The following is a 14,701-nucleotide window of genomic DNA, read 5'->3' as shown; positions in this document are numbered from 1 at the left end:
CTCCCCACCCGTCGTCCCGGGCGCGTACGCGGCCGCTGAGGGCCATAGCGGCCCGCTCTACCGAGCCCTATGCGTGCCTCTGGTCGGATTCGAGATTCAGGTTCCCGAGTGGTGAGCGCAGGTTCCCGAGTGGTGGTGGGCTCAGGTTCCCAGGTGGTGCTTGGCGGAGGCCGTCCACAGCGTCTCGCTGACCTTCTTGTCCCAGTCGGTCTCGGCGACCCTCGCCTCGGCTACCCGGCCGGGGCAGGCGGACTGCGGCTCCTGCGTGAACTGCCCCACCACGCCGACGGCCGCGAAGATCGGCTTGGCGCCGCCGCAGACGGCGGTCAGCGCCAGCCGAGCGCCCTCGCCGACGCCCCACACGTAGATGTGGTTCGGGTCGACCTTGGTCTTCTTCGTGGAGACGTAGCTGACCACGTCGCGCAGGTAGGCCGCGTCGACGCCGTCCGGGGAGTCGATCCGCCAGGTGCCGCCGACCGCCTCGGGGTAGGCCACCGCGAAGTTGCGGGCGTTCGCCACCGAACCGGCCGCGCTGTCATGGTCGAGGGTCTTGGCATCGACGTTGTCGTCGTGCAGGATCAGCACCAGTGGGATCGGGTTCCTCGGGTCCTTCGGGGCGTGCACGAGCAGTTCCCGGTCGGCCGAGCCGTAGCCCTTCGGCATGCTGACGCGCTTGGTCTTCGGGCCGTTGCCGCGCTCGATGAAGACCCAGAGCACGACGATGACGACCCCGACGATGAGTACAGTTCGCTTGTTCTTGCCCCACCAGCCGGCAAGTGGATTCGACGCCACGATCCAACCGAACCACACCGGTAGCCGGGAAACGCCGCAAACAGGCGACCAGATGACCCTCGGACCTACCCACCTGTCCGAGCGGGATTCAGGAGCCGGCGAGGGCCCGGCGGCGGGCCTCCCGCAGCACCTGCGCTTCCTGGGGGGCCTCCAACGGCGGGAGATCGCCGTGGATCCAGGTCAGCAGGAGGTCGGCGAGCGCCGGGTTCTGCGCCAGAACCGGCCCATGCAGGTAGGTGCCGACGACCCGGCCATCGACGATGCCGTCGGTGCCACCGCCACCACCGCCACCACTGCCGTCGCTGCCGCCGTCCTCGCCGTCACCGATTCCGCGGCGCACCACCCCCAGCGGAAACCCGCCGGCCCCGGGCAGCCGCCTGGTGCGCCCGGCGTGGTTCTCATACCCGTACAGGGTGGGCAGGTTGAGGCGCGGATCCGGCTCTACGACGATGTCGCCGACGGCCCGTCCGGGCGGCGGTGTCTCCGGTGGCGCGAAGGAGCGGCGGGTCTCGATGTCGACGAGGTTGAGCCCCTCGTGGATCTCCCCGCCCGACGGGAACGTCGCGCCGATCACCTGGTAGCCGGCGCACACGGCCAGCAAGGCCGCCCCCGACCCGACCGCGCGCACGATCGCCCGGTTCTGCCGGATGCCGTCGGCGGCGAGGACCTGCGGGGCGTCCTCGCCCCCGCCGAGCAGGTAGATGTCGCAGCTGTCCGGCACCTGCGAGCCGGCGGGGACGTTGACCACCTCGGCGGGCAGGCCCCGCCAGCGCAGCCGCTGCTCGAGGACGATCGCGTTGCCGCCGTCCCCGTAGGTGCCGAGCAGCTCGGGATAGATCAGCGCGATCCGGGTCGCCGAGCCGCGCCTCACCGGGAGCTCCGCACCAGCAGGTCCCGGAACGCCGTGTAGTTGGCGACCACGTCGACCACCTTCTCGTTGGCCGCCTGCGCCGCGTCCTCGGCGCTGGCGTGCACGCTGTGCGGCACCTCCGCGTAGGCCAGGCGCACGCTCATGTCCTCCTTGCGCCCACCGGTGACGAGCACCTGCCGGCCGGCGAGGCGCTCGAAGGGAACGTCCCAGATCCAGGACGGATCCCGACCGTCGGCGGTCTGCGAGTTGAAGTCGATGACGACGGGCCGGGGCGGTGCGTCGGCGAGCAGCTCCATCATCTCCACCCAACCGGCGGGATTCTTCGCCAGCAGCAGCCGGCCACGGCGGCCCTGTTCGCCGAGGGCGACCTCCTGGTAACGGCCCTGCACGTCGCCCAGGCCGGTCATGGCGGCCAACGCCGCCTCGACTTCGACGCCGAGCTCGCGGGCCGCCGCGGCGGCCATCGCCGCGTTACCGAGGTTGACCCGGCCGGGCAGGTCGAGGCGGGCCGAGATGGTGCGGCCGTACCAGAGAATCTCCCGCTGCCCGGTGACCGCGACGATCGGCTCGGGCCGGGCCAGCCCGCACTCGGACCACCAGCCGTTGTCGTTGCGGTGCAGCAGGCGGGCGCACTGGGGGCAGACCATCGCGTCGGCGGTCCAGTTCTGGCCGGCCGACACCCACACCTGCCGGTGCCAGCCGCCCGCCGCCCAGGCCACCAGCGGGTCGTCGACGTTCGCGACCACCGTGGTGTCACGCAGCTCGGCGCCGAGCTCCCGCCACATCGACGCGATGCGCCTGGTCTCGTTGGACCGGTCGAGCTGGTCGCGGCTGATGTTGAGCAGCAGCACGACCCGCGGCGAGATCTCGTGGGCCACCTTCGGCAGCCAGATCTCGTCGACCTCCAGGGCGGCGGCGGCGTCGAACGGGGGGCGCGACAGCGCGGCGAGGACGCCAGGCGCCATGTTCGCCCCGCCGCTGTTCGACTTCACCGGCCCGAGGGTGCCCAGCGCACGGGCGAGCAGCCGGGTGGTGGTCGTCTTGCCGTTGGTACCCGACACGCAGGCGGTGCGGCGGTGGGAGCCGACCTCGGCCAGCGCCCCGGGGGAGACCCGCAGGGCCAGCTTGCCGCCGATCATCTCCCCCGAGCCACGGCCAAGGCGGCGCGACGCCTCCGCCGCCAGGCGTTCGACGGCGAGCGCGGCCTGGGTCCGGGCGGTGAACCTGCGCGGGATTGATGTCGTCATCGCGCTTTCTACAGTGCCACGGCGGTGCCCGGAGACGAAGACCACCCCCGCTTCCGTTGGGATACATCCCGATCGCCGCCCCTGCCACGAACGGCGAAATGCCGCCAGCGGCGCTACGACCAAGCCTTGTCGCCAGCCGTCGTCACGGAAGGTCAAGAGGCGTCACCCTGCGTCTAGATGCGGTGGAACTTTCGTTTACCCCCCCCTCGCGCGAGGTGGTGTCAACCGGACCACCATGGGGGAATCGACCCGGCGTCGCGGTAGAACTCACCCGACGGGGTGGACCGGAATACCCAAGTCCGGCCCCCAGGACGAGAATCACAGGCGAAGCACGGCCGGCGACCGGTCCGGCCGGGCCGCGCGGGGCCCGGAACCCGGGACCCGGCCGGGAAATGGCCGGCCGGAGGCACCACGCGGCTGCAGAAGGGACGTGAGGGCACACAGTGACCACGAAGGCAATCGCGATCGCGCGGGAGCAGGGCCGCTGGTCGGTGCATGATCTCGACCCGGCCGGCGCCGAGGACCTCGACGCCCTCACCGACGAGATGCGCGACTTCGGTGACGACACCATCGTGGCGTTCCTGGAGGAGGACGACGAGTACCTCGCGATCGTCCGGGTCGGCGCCGACGAACCGGACCCCAAGGTCTTCCTGTCCGACCGTCGGGTCCTGATCACCTCCGAGCTCGCCGAACGCCTGTTCGCCGACGCCCTGCCGTCGATGGCGGGCCTGGCCACGGAGGACGACGAGGACGACGACGCCTCGGTGCTCACCCAGGCCGCCCCCGTCGGCGACCTCGACCTGCTCGTCGACCTGGGCACCTCCGAGGAGGCGCTGCTGGAGCTGATCGGCGAGGAGGGCATGCTGCCCGCCGACCTGATCAGCGCCCTGAGCGAGCGCGCCGGCGCCGGAGAGATCCTCGACGACGCCCGTGGCTGATCCCGTCCCAGCAGGCGGATCAGTGCACGGTACGGCGAGTGGGCGCGACCATGGCGCGGCGATGGGTCTCGCGCTGGCCCAGGCACGCTTGGCGCCGGCGCACGGCGACGTCCCGGTCGGTGCGGTCGTGGTGGCGTCGGACGGCACGGTGCTCGGGGAGGGCCGCAACACCCGCGAGCGCGACGGCGACCCGACCGCCCACGCCGAGGTGATCGCGCTGCGGGCGGCGGCGGCCCGGCTCGGCTCCTGGCGGCTGGCCGGCGCCACCCTCGTGGTCACCCTGGAGCCGTGCACCATGTGCGCGGGCGCCCTCGTCCTCGCCCGGGTGGACCGGCTCGTCTACGGCGCCGTCGACGACAAGGCCGGCGCCGTCGGCTCCCTGTGGGACGTCGTGCGCGACCGCCGCCTCAACCACCGCCCCGAGGTCATCCCCGGCGTCCGCGCCACCGAGTGCGCCGCCCTGCTCGCCGACTTCTTCGCCGCCCGCCGCCGCCCGCCCACCGCCTAACCCGCGGCCAGCACCAACACTCACCACCCCGCAACCATCTGTGATGACTCGGTCACCCGCGTACGCCCTTTCTGGACCGCGCCACGGAGGCCCCTCCGGCCGGCGGGCTGGCATGTCGGCAGTTGCAGGAGGCTATGGGCTTCGTGGGACAGCCAGAAGGTCGCCAACCTCCTGCAAGTAGCCGGTCGGGGCCGGCGAGAGCCGATCTCCATACCTCTGCATGGCTGGTTGGATGCGGGGTGAGATGGGGGACCATGCTCGGTCCGCTGTCCGGAGGTCGCCGTGGCGGTGTTCCGCGGAACACCATGATCGTCATGGCCGGGGCGAGCGGGCCGCGCGACCCCCACGATCGGACCCTCAAGACGTCCGGTAAGCTCGCCTACGGTGGAGTCGCCTAGTGGCCGAGGGCGCACGCCTCGAAAGCGTGTGAGGGGGCAACCCCTCCGTGGGTTCAAATCCCACCTCCACCGCCCGTGTCTCAGGCAGAACGCCGGGTCCGACGCTCACCACGTCGGCCCGCCGCTGCCGTCCTGGTCTCACATCGGACCAGCGGTCGTTTCGTCGCCGCTATCCGGGTTAGCTGCTGGTCCGGGCGCGATGCGCCTGACCGTGGGCTCGCCCTTCCTGTTCCATCGGAACAGGACGAGGTGCCACAGTCCGGGCGCCCTGCGCGAGGGGTCGATCAGACCTGCGGCTCCGGCGCCCTCCAATTGCTCGCGCACGTGCCAGGAGCTCGGCTTGCCGCCCGACGCGACGAGCTCCTGCCAGGGCGCGAGGGTGTCGACCAGGTCGATGCCCGTGGCCTCGCGCGCGACCGGATCACGAAGGTCCACGATGCGGCTCGCGGTCACGGAAAGCGCGATGAGCGCTGGCTCGGACGCCCGATCGGCGGCGTGGGCGATCATCGCAACGTTCACGCCCTCGGGTGACGCGCTCATGTAGAGGGTCGGACGGCCAGGCGGCGAGTACCGGCCGGCGGCCCGCGAGCCGACGAGTGCATCGTCGAGGTACGTCGGGTCGACGGCCCGGAAAAACCCGCCTTCGACCGCGACGAACAGGTCGGACTCGCGCAGTAGCCGCGGGGCGATCCCCACGTAGTCAGCCATTCTCTCCGCCTGTCCCGTTCGCGCGGCCCCGCCGACCTGGATCAGCGGTCCACCGGGCCTGTCAAGGGCAATGATGCCGGATACCGACTGGTGAAGACATCGCCCGATCTCGATCCTGCGGCCCCTTCGGTGACCCCCCGTCCTGGGGGTGCCATTCGCCCTGCCTCGATGCCCTGAGTGCGCGACGCGTTCCCTCTTCGCCCACTCGCCTCGGGCGATCTCGGGGCTGCGCCGGCCGACATCAACTTGCAGCGGCTGCGGAGCGTGAAACTATCGGCGCGGACAGTAATTCACTTACTGACCATGACGCCGGCGCAACGAGGCGGCGGACGTCATTGCGCACACGCACGACCATCCATCAGAGGCACGACCGGTGAGTCGGAGGAATGGCATGGCGAGGATCGTCATTTTTGGTGCCGGTGGTCAGATCGGGCGCCGCATCACCGACGAAGCAATTCGACGGGGACACGAGGTCACCGCGGTCGAGGTCGACGCGGCCCGCGTGAAGAAGCTTCCGCGTAAGGCCAACGGGGTGGAAGGCGACGTCACGTCGCGCGACTCCGTCCAGCGCCTGGCGCAGGAGGCGGACGCCGTCGTCGTCGCGGTGGGTGGTGTCGACCGTCCGGTGCACGCGAACGCCGCGCGTACCCTCGTCGACGTCCTGCCCCGCATCGGCGACCAGGCCCCGGCCGTCCTGCACATCTCCAGCGGCGGGACCCTCGAGGACGAAAACGGCCAGCGCCTCGCGGACAGCCCGGACTTCCCCGCTGCCGAGCGCAAGGACGCGCTCGACCAGGCGGACGCCCTCGACGTCTACCGGGATGCCAGCAACGTGCGCTGGGCGGCCATCGCCCCGCCGCCGCGCAACCTGGGCCAGGGGCAGCGTCGGGGTGCCTACCGCACCGGCAACGACCGGCCCGTGGTGGACGCCCAGGGCGAGATCGGCATTTCCTACGAGGACTTCGCGATCGCCGTCCTCGACGAGGTCGAGAAGCCGCGTAACCGCAATCGTCGTTTCACCGTCGGCAACTGATACTTCCGTCTGATCTGCAGTCCGGGGGAAGCCAAAAGTAATGCGCAGCACCGGCGGACTCACCGCCGCTAACGGCAGGCCGCCGACGATGCCGGCCGGCCGGAGGCGACGGATTCCCGTCCGCCGCTGCGCCTGGGCGGCGCGGGCCGAATGACCCGCGCCGCCCAGTTCTCCGCCGTTGCGTCTGTCCTACCGGCGCAGTCAGGCCGCTGTCGGTCAGGCCGCTGTCGGTCAGGCCGCTGTCGGTCAGGCCATTGTGTCGAGGATCGCCTCGATATCGGCCGGGGTGGTGCGCGGATTGATGACGGCGAAACGGGCGACGGTCTCGCCGTCGTGCCGGGTGGGCGGTACGAAAGCGAACCCCTCGCGGAGCAGGTCACCGCTCCACCGGTGGTAGTCGGCGTCGCTCCAGCCGAGCCGGCGGAACACCACCACGGACAATTCCGTCGGGCGGACGAGTTCCAGTTCGGGCCGCGCCGCGATCTGCGCCGCCGCCGCCCGCGTCGTCGCGAGCGTCGTCTCGATGGCCTCGGTGTAGGCCCGGGTGCCGTGCGTGGCCAGGGAGAACCACAACGGCAGTCCGCGGGCCCGCCGGGACAGCCCGATGGCGTAGTCGGACGGATTCCAGTTGGTGGCCGAGTCGAGCACGTCGAGATAGCCGGCCCGCTGCGGACCGTGCGCCGCCCGGGCCAGGGCGGGATCGCGGTAGATCAGCGCGCAGGCGTCGAACGGCGCGAACAGCCACTTGTGCGGGTCGACGATGAAGGAGTCCACGTCGGCGATCCCGTCGAACAGCGGCCGGACCGACGGCGCGGCGAGCGCCGCCAGGCCGTAGGCGCCATCCGCGTGCACCCACAGGCCGCGCTCCCGGCAGACATCGACGATGCCCCGTAGGTCGTCGACGATGCCGAACTGCGTCGTCCCCGCGGTCGCCACGACAGCGAAAACCCCGTCGTGCTCGACCGAACCGCTCTGTCCGACCGCGCCGCCCTGCCGGGCGAGATCGTCGAGCGCGGCGGCGAGCAGCGGGCCGGTGAGGCGGCCCTGCTCACCTGTCGGCACGGCCACGATGTCCGCGTCGAGCACCATCGCCGCCTGGTACAGCGACGAGTGAGCTTCCGCCCCACAGACGAAACGCCAGCGTGCCGGCATCGGCCGACCCTGCGCGGTCAGCCTCGCCCGGACGGCCTGGCGGGCGGCGACGAGCGCGGACAGGTTGCCGACCGTGCCACCGGGCACGAACACGCCGCCGGCCGCGGCGGGCAAACCCGCAAGGTCGGCCAGCCAGCGCAGCGTCTCGTTCTCGACGTGGACCGCGCCCGCACCCTCCATCCAACTTCCCCCGTAGATGGACGAAGCACCGACCACCAGGTCGAACAGCACCGACGACCGGGTCGGGGCAGCGGGGATGAAGGCGAGGTTGCGCGGATGGTCCGCCGAAATGCAGGCGCGCGAGAGCACCTCGTCGAAGGTCTCCAGGGCCTGGCGACCGCCGATCCCATCCGCGGTGATCGTCCGGCCGGCCCTGGCGGACAGCTCCGCCGGTGTCGCCGATCCGTCCAGGGGAACCGGATCGAACCCGAGGCGGACCCCGGCAAAGTCGACTATCGCCCGCAGCAGATCGGCCGTCTCGGCGTCAAACTGATGCACGTACGGACCATCCCAGGACATGATGCTCGACAGGCGACCGCCGAAACGGCGGCTCGGTCACGATCTGGCCCGGAAGACCTGATCACCGCGCATCATCGGGGCGTGCGGTGGATTCCCGCCGACCGGCGCCGATGCAGTACGGACTATGCGTCCTGCTTGCCGCGCTGCCGACGGAAGAGGAAGCCGCCACCCACGAGAGTAACCAGCAGAACAATCGCTCCGACACGCTTCACAACAAACCTCCACGACGAGGACCAAAATCAACACCGACGGCAAAACCGGCAAGATCCGAAAAGCTGGACCGTCACCGGAGAAGCCTCGCCGATCGACCTGTTCGGGACCGGTCGACGCACGCTCCTACCGTCGGAAACCGAGCATGCCATGAACGGTACCCGGGTGCGCGGCCGGGCCGCCGGATTACCGGTCGCGTCCCCCGCGCGGGGGATGGACAGGTGCCATATGGCGGGGCAATCTTCGTGCGAAGTGTCGCCTCGGAGGCAATTTCACGGTGTGCACGGGCAGGGGTGGGCGACGGGTGGCCCGGGCCAGGTGTGGGGTGCGTCGGCGTCGTGAGATCAGGTGACGGCCACCACCACGTGACCGCCAGCGCACCGCACGCCGCATCTCGCCCAGGCGACCGCACGCCGCATCTCGACCGGACGATGGTGCGAGGATGGCGCCATGCTGATCGGCGCCGAGCTCATCGCCTTCGTGCCGACGACGGACCCCGACGGCAACGCTCTCTCCCTGACCGGGTTCGCGGCCTGACCGGGTTCGCGACTGGCCGTCTGTTGTTTTCGCAGTATGCATTGCCCGTTCACCAAGATGCCGCTTCGCTCTGCGTCGATGACTCTCAGCGGATTTCTCGGGCATTCCTCGCCGACTTGCTCCGGGTAAACGCCGCAATCCCGTATTTGTATCGGTGGATTGGTCGTCCGGGACTGTGGCAGCTAGGATCCGTCACGTTTCACCGGAAAGTGTGCGGCCGAACTGGGGGCAGATGTGGCGCGCGTCTTTGTCAGCCACGCCGACTCCGACGCAGAGCTGGCCGACCAGGTCTACCGCACGCTGGCCGATCTCGGCCACCGGGCCTTCCTGGCTCGGGACATCCGCGCTGGAATCCGGCCGGGGGATGTTTGGAAGGAGCGCCTGCATCAGGAGCTGCGGGCCGCGGACGCCGTCGTCTGCGTCGTCACCGACGCGTACAACGCCTCCCCGTGGTGCGCCTACGAGATCGGCATCGCGCACGAGGTCGGCAGCCTGCTGCTGCCGCTGCGGGCACAGTCGGGGGTGGCCTCGCCCCTGCTCGACGACCGCCAGCACGTCGCGGTCGTCGACGACGGTGGCTGGATCGGCCATCTGGACGTGCCACTGCGGCGCATCGACGCCGCCGGCGGCCTGGGTTGGGCGGCGGACCGCTCGCCGTTCCCGGGCCTGCGTCCGTTCACCCGGGACATGGCCCGCGTCTTCTACGGGCGCGACGACGAGCTGCGGCGGCTGACGCACCGGCTGCGCGCGCTGAGCGACCGGCGGCTGCTGCTCGTCGTCGGCGGGTCGGGGTGCGGCAAGTCGTCGTTGGTCACCGCCGGTCTGACCGCGCGGCTGGGTGGCGAGCCCGGCTGGGAGGTCGCCGATCCGTTCCTGCCCGGGCGCGACCCGACCCGCAAGCTGGCCCTGGCTTTGGCGCAGACGGCGGGCCGTGTCGGGCTGCGCTGGGAGGCCGCCGACGTTCACCAGCGGCTCAAGACCGACGACGGGGCCTTGACCGGGCTCGCCGAGGAGCTGCTCGGCGCGGGCTACGGGCCGCCGAAGGATCGGCTGCTGCTCGTCGTGGACCAGGGCGAGGAGCTGTTCACCCGCGCGGACGAGACCGAGCGGTCCCGGTTCGCCGACGTGCTGTTCCACGGGCTTGACGGCCCGATCCGGGTGGTCATCGCGGTCCGCTCGGAGTTCCAGGACCAGCTGTTCGCCCTGCCCGAGCTGCACGGCGCCCACCTGCACGCCTTCCCTCTGCGCCCGCTGGGGCGCGACATGCTCAGCGTCGTGATCACCGAGCCGGCCCGGGTCGCCGGGCTCTCGGTGGACCCGGAGCTGGTCAGCCGGATGGTCGCCGACACCGACGGCGGCGAGGCGCTGCCGCTGCTGGCCTTCACCCTGCATGAGCTGGCCCGCAACCAGGTCCGCGGCGGTCGGCTCGCCGCACGGCGCTACGAGGAGCTCGGTGGGGTGCGGGGCGCCCTCGCCCGCCGGGCGGACGCCGTCCTCGACGAGGCGGTCGCCGCCGCCGGATTACCACGGGAGGAGATCCTCGCCGGCATGGCGGAGCTCGCCACCCTGGATGAGGCGGGCCGGCGCACCCGCCGGCGCATCGACTACGAGGAGCTGTCCTCGGAGGCGCTGCGCACCGCGTTCCGCGTCTTCGTTGACCAGCGGCTGCTGTCGACGCCCAGCGACAGCCTCGGCGGCACCGGCGTCGGGGTGGTCCACGAGGCGCTGCTGACCGCCTGGCAGCCGCTGGATTCGGCGATCCGCGAGCGGGAGGCCGCGTTGCTCACCGAGGGCCAGGTCGAGCGGGCCGCCACGGACTGGGCACGCGGCGGCCCCCTGTGGGAGGTCGACCGGCTCACCGCCGCGACGACCACCCTGTGGGGGTCCTACGACCGTTTCCGCACCGATGCTGATCCGGTCGTGAACCTCAACCGGGCCGGCCGGCGCTTCCTCACCGCATGCCTGCGTCGCGTCGAAGCCACCCGCCGCCGCGAGCGCGAACGCCGGCGCCGGACGATCGCGGTGCTCGCCGCCCTGCTCGCCGTGACGCTCGCCGGCGCCGCGACCGCCGGCTGGCAGGGCGCGTCCGCCCGGCGGGCGCAGCGCACCGCGGAACGCGCCCAGCACGCGGTGATCGCCCAGGCCCTGCTGACCCGCGCGGACGACGTGCGCGCCACCGACCGGGTCCGCGCGCTGCGCCTGGCCATCGCCGCCGCGCGGCTGCACCCCGACGCGGACAGCCAGGCGAGCCTCGTCCAGACCCTGGCCAGCGCGCCGACCCCGCTGGCCACCGGGTCGCCCGTCACCGCCGTGGTGTTCGCCCCGCGCCACGCGCTGCTGGCCACCGGCGGCGCCGACGCCTCGGTGCTGCTGTGGTCCGTCGTGGACAACCAGCCCCGCCGCGTCGGACCGCCGCTCACCGGCCTACGCAGCCCCGTCACCGCGGTGGCGTTCTCGCCGGACGGGGGGACGCTGGTCGCGACCGGATTCGACGGCACCCGGCTGACCTGGGACGTGGGCGACCCGTCGCGGCCACGGCCGACCGGGCCGCCGGGCTCCGCGCCGCAGCCGGTCGATCCCTGCTTCGACCGCTCGCCCGCCGCCCCGATCGAGGCGGTCGGCGAGGAGCTCGGCTGGGTCAGCCTGTGGGCACGCGCCGGCTCCGGCGAGCGGCGCCTGGTCGGCGTCGTGCCTACCGGTCCCGGGGAGGCACGCACGGTCAGGTTCTCCCCGGACGGCCGCATCCTCGCCGTCGGCTCCGGCCGCGGCGTGCGCCTGTTCGACACCCGCACCGCGGACCGCCTGCCCACCGACGACAACGCCGCGGACCTGGACGCCACCGGCCGCCACGACGTCGATGCCTGTTCGGCCGAGGGCGACAAGAAAGCTGTCCGCGACGAGCGAGACCGGGACCGGGACCGGGATCGCGGCGACGACGGCGTGCCGGCCGCCGGTCCGCCCGCCATCGGTCGCCCCCTGGCGGGACATACCGGCTCGCTGTTGTCGCTCGCCTTCTCGCCCGACAGCAAGCTGCTGGCCTCGGGCGGAAACGACGGGACGATCCGGCTGTGGCTGCTCGACGCCGTCGATGCCCTCCAGGACACCGACGCCGCCGAACACCACGCACAGGTCGTCGACGACGCATGCGCGGTCGCGGGCGGGCTGGACCGGTCGTCGTGGCAGTACTACCTGCCCGGTGTTCCCTACCGCACCACCTGCCCGTCCTGAACGCCGGCCCAGCACACGTCCCGCCCGGCCAAAGCCTGCGCATATTGGACAAATTTGCAAATTCGCCGAGGCGCGCGGCGAAACCATCGCTCCGGGTTCTTCCCGACCGGTCTCCGTCAGCGGAACATGGTCAACATGACGTTGGCATACGGAGTGCCCACCCGTAGTGAAATTCCAACCGTGATCACCTCTCGTCTGGTCCTGCGCGGCTGGCGCCCCGAGGATCTGCCCCAGTACGCCGCGATGAACGCCGACCCGGAAACAATGCGGTATCTGGACGGCCCGTTCGGGTTGGCCGACACGGAACGCCTGGTCACCCATCTCATCGGCATGTGGGTGATCCACGGCCACGGCATGTGGGCGGTCGAGGAACGAGGCAGCGGGGAGTTCCTCGGCCGCGCCGGCGCGTATTTCGCGGACGGTTGGCCGGGGGTCGAGGTCGCCGTGTCCATCCGCCGGGATCACTGGGGTCACGGACTCGGCACGGAGGCGGTCCGCGCGTCGCTGGAGTTCGGCTTCGACCAGCTCGGCGTGGCGGAACTCATCACTTCGACCCACCGCGACAACGCCGGCATGAACGCGATCGCCCACCGGCTGGGAATGACCTTCCGGGGTGTCGCGGACGTCGGCCCGTGGCGGGCCAGCAACGTCTACGCGATGAGCCGGGACGAGTGGCGTGCGCGGACCACGATGCCGGGCCCCTCCTTCCCCAGGGAATGCGAAAGCTCCGTTGCCCGCCCCTCCGGCAGCAGCCGGCCGCTGGGCTAAGCGGCGACCGCGGCGACCGCGGCGACCGCGGCCCAGAACTCCCCGAACCCGTCCGTCGGGCCGGTCATCGCCCGCTGCGTGAGCAGGACACCGACGGTGCCACGAGTCGGATCGACGTACGCGGTGGTTCCCATCCCGCCGTTCCAGCCCCAGCGCCCGGGTGCCATCCATGGCTCGGCCGCCTCGATGTCCACACCCGCGCCCAGCCCCCACGACCCGCCGGGACCGACGATCGGCAACGCCTGGCCACGCTGGGCGTCGGTGAGCGCGTCGGCCGTCATCCGCGCCACCGCCCCGGCGGGCAGCAGCGGGCCGCCGCCGTCCGCGAGCGCACACAGGAAACGCAGGACGTCGGGTGCGGTGGACACCAGCCCCGAGCTGAGCTCCTCGAACAACGGCGGGCGGGTGAACGCGCCGTCGGCCGGGTCCAGCAGCTCGAGCCCATCGGGACCGGGGGTGTAGGCCGTGGCGAGCAGGCTCGGGTCCGGCTCCCAGAATCCGGTGGACGCCAGCCCCAGCGGGCCGGTGATCCGCTCCGCGACCAGCTCGGACAGTGGCCGCCCGACACAGCGGGCGAGCAACACGCCGAGCAGGTCGATCCCCGTGTCGTAGAGCCAGCCCTCGCCCGGCTGGAACGCCAACGGCAACCCGGCGGCCCCGGTCACGAACTCGTCCGCGCGCACCTCGACCCGGCCGCCGATGCGGATCGCGCCGACGTAACCGGGGATCCGCCCGGACGCCACCTGCCCGTCCGGCACCTGCCAGACCCGCTCGAAACCCGCGTCGGCCGGCGCCACCGCGCCGCTGTCTTGCCGCGTCATCCGTTCTCCCTCGCTCCACCGGGAGGCTACGACCGAGGTCCGACAGCTTCGCCCGCCGCGCCACGAGGGATCGGGTGAACCGGCGCGGGTTTCAGACCCGTTTCAGACGCTCAGTCGAACAGATCAACAACCATCTTCGCCCGCGCGTCACGTAGCAGGATCCGGGCGGACACCTCCATGTGCTTACGCCAGTACTCCTCGGCCCTGGGCGCGTCACGCGCTTCGATGAGGGAGACGAGGCGGATGTACGCGCGAATGGTCTTCTGGAACGCCTGGAGTGTCTGCGGCTCCTCGGAGGTACGCGAGATGGCCGCGGCGACATGAGTGGTGATGACCTCACGGAGGATTCCGGCCTCGATCGCCAGGGTCCGGTTACCCGCTCGTTCGACGACCAGGTCGTGGAAGACATAACCGGTCTCGAACCAGACGAAGGGGTCGCTGTGTTCCTCGATGGCCGCGCGCAGGTTCTCGATGCAGTCACGGAGGTCGGCGAGGTCCTGATCGGTTCGTCGCAGGGCGAGCATCCGTGCAGCCGCGGGCTCGAGCACGGCCCGGGCCTCATGCACGTCCTCGATGGTGGTCCCGCTCAGTTGCAGCAGCACTCCGACATGGCGCGCGGCGACCGACAGGTCGGGAACCGTCACCTCCGCGCCGCCGCGGTTACCACGCCGCACGATCAACAGGGACTCCGCCTCGAGGATCCGGAACGCCTCACGCAGAGTCGGACGGGAAACGTCGAAGTGCGTCAGGAGCTCGTTTTCCGGGGGGAGCGTGTCGCCGGCGCGCAGCTCACCGCTGACGATCTGGTGGCGAAGATGCGCCGCAATGAGCTCGGACATCTTCGGGGCGCGATCCTTGTACACGACACGGGCCGATGCCCCATAGCCTCGTGCGCTGGTTACAGAGGGCATCCCATCACCTAATCATCTCAAGCTTACATCCCTATCCTATAGATAATAGAGGGCCCGTGG

General features: G+C 71.4%; 12 protein-coding genes and 1 tRNA gene. 6 read left to right on the top strand and 7 right to left on the bottom strand.

Going from position 1 to position 14,701, the window contains the following annotated elements; translation table 11 throughout:
• Positions 1-141: 141 nt before the first annotated feature.
• The 3 genes from NBZ85_RS05915 to NBZ85_RS05905 form a co-directional block, all read right to left on the bottom strand.
• Positions 142-810: an alpha/beta hydrolase family protein gene (locus tag NBZ85_RS05915; RefSeq protein WP_261554033.1), complete on the bottom strand. Its 669-nt coding sequence runs from the start codon at positions 808-810 to the stop codon at positions 142-144.
• Positions 811-880: 70 nt separating this feature from the next.
• Positions 881-1,663, bottom strand: coding sequence for a type 1 glutamine amidotransferase (locus NBZ85_RS05910; protein ID WP_261554034.1), 783 nt, complete (start codon positions 1,661-1,663; stop codon positions 881-883).
• Positions 1,660-2,910, bottom strand: coding sequence for a MurT ligase domain-containing protein (locus NBZ85_RS05905; protein ID WP_261554035.1), 1,251 nt, complete (start codon positions 2,908-2,910; stop codon positions 1,660-1,662). Before NBZ85_RS05905 ends, NBZ85_RS05910 begins: the two co-directional genes overlap by 4 nt.
• 443 nt (positions 2,911-3,353) lie before the next feature.
• Between NBZ85_RS05905 and NBZ85_RS05900 the strand changes: the two genes are divergently transcribed.
• The 3 genes from NBZ85_RS05900 to NBZ85_RS05890 all read left to right on the top strand — a co-directional run bounded on the left by NBZ85_RS05900 (position 3,354) and on the right by NBZ85_RS05890 (position 4,826).
• Positions 3,354-3,848 (top strand): tRNA adenosine deaminase-associated protein, encoded by a 495-nt coding sequence (locus NBZ85_RS05900; RefSeq protein ID WP_261554036.1) that lies wholly within the window; start codon positions 3,354-3,356, stop codon positions 3,846-3,848.
• A 22-nt stretch (positions 3,849-3,870) separates the two neighbouring features.
• A complete protein-coding gene (gene tadA, locus NBZ85_RS05895; protein WP_261554068.1) occupies positions 3,871-4,356 on the top strand; it encodes a tRNA adenosine(34) deaminase TadA in 486 nt (161 codons plus the stop codon).
• A gap of 383 nt (positions 4,357-4,739) precedes the next feature.
• A tRNA-Ser gene (locus tag NBZ85_RS05890) sits at positions 4,740-4,826 on the top strand.
• A gap of 66 nt (positions 4,827-4,892) precedes the next feature.
• On the opposite strand, the gene NBZ85_RS05885 is transcribed toward NBZ85_RS05890, so the two are convergent.
• Complete coding sequence (locus tag NBZ85_RS05885) at positions 4,893-5,462, bottom strand: RES family NAD+ phosphorylase (protein ID WP_261554037.1); 570 nt, start codon at positions 5,460-5,462, stop codon at positions 4,893-4,895.
• Between the two features lie 391 nt (positions 5,463-5,853).
• Here NBZ85_RS05885 and NBZ85_RS05880 point away from each other — a divergent pair, with 391 nt between their 5' ends.
• A complete protein-coding gene (locus tag NBZ85_RS05880) occupies positions 5,854-6,495 on the top strand; it encodes an NAD(P)-dependent oxidoreductase (protein WP_261554038.1) in 642 nt (213 codons plus the stop codon).
• A 246-nt stretch (positions 6,496-6,741) separates the two neighbouring features.
• Here the strand turns inward: NBZ85_RS05880 and NBZ85_RS05875 are convergent, their stop codons facing one another.
• Positions 6,742-8,145 (bottom strand): pyridoxal phosphate-dependent decarboxylase family protein, encoded by a 1,404-nt coding sequence (locus tag NBZ85_RS05875; protein ID WP_261554039.1) that lies wholly within the window; start codon positions 8,143-8,145, stop codon positions 6,742-6,744.
• 1,002 nt (positions 8,146-9,147) lie between these two features.
• Between NBZ85_RS05875 and NBZ85_RS05870 the strand changes: the two genes are divergently transcribed.
• Both NBZ85_RS05870 and NBZ85_RS05865 read left to right on the top strand, forming a co-directional pair.
• Positions 9,148-12,141, top strand: coding sequence for an nSTAND1 domain-containing NTPase (locus tag NBZ85_RS05870; protein ID WP_261554041.1), 2,994 nt, complete (start codon positions 9,148-9,150; stop codon positions 12,139-12,141).
• 135 nt (positions 12,142-12,276) lie between these two features.
• Positions 12,277-12,909, top strand: a complete 633-nt coding sequence (locus NBZ85_RS05865) for a GNAT family N-acetyltransferase (protein ID WP_261554042.1) — start codon at positions 12,277-12,279, stop codon at positions 12,907-12,909.
• Here NBZ85_RS05865 and NBZ85_RS05860 read toward each other — a convergent pair.
• Positions 12,906-13,730 (bottom strand): serine hydrolase domain-containing protein, encoded by an 825-nt coding sequence (locus NBZ85_RS05860; RefSeq protein WP_261554043.1) that lies wholly within the window; start codon positions 13,728-13,730, stop codon positions 12,906-12,908. The genes NBZ85_RS05865 and NBZ85_RS05860 overlap by 4 nt on opposite strands.
• A gap of 110 nt (positions 13,731-13,840) precedes the next feature.
• The gene (locus tag NBZ85_RS05855; protein WP_261554044.1) at positions 13,841-14,569 is read right to left on the bottom strand and encodes a FadR/GntR family transcriptional regulator; all 729 of its coding nucleotides are present in this window, start codon (positions 14,567-14,569) and stop codon (positions 13,841-13,843) included.
• Positions 14,570-14,701: the final 132 nt, after the last annotated feature.

This window comes from Frankia tisae (genome assembly GCF_025403405.1).
In the GTDB taxonomy this organism is placed as follows: Bacteria; Actinomycetota; Actinomycetes; order Frankiales; family Frankiaceae; genus Frankia; species Frankia tisai.
The sequence above is the reverse complement of the archived record's forward strand: the minus strand, read 5'-3'. Positions and strand labels throughout refer to the sequence as shown.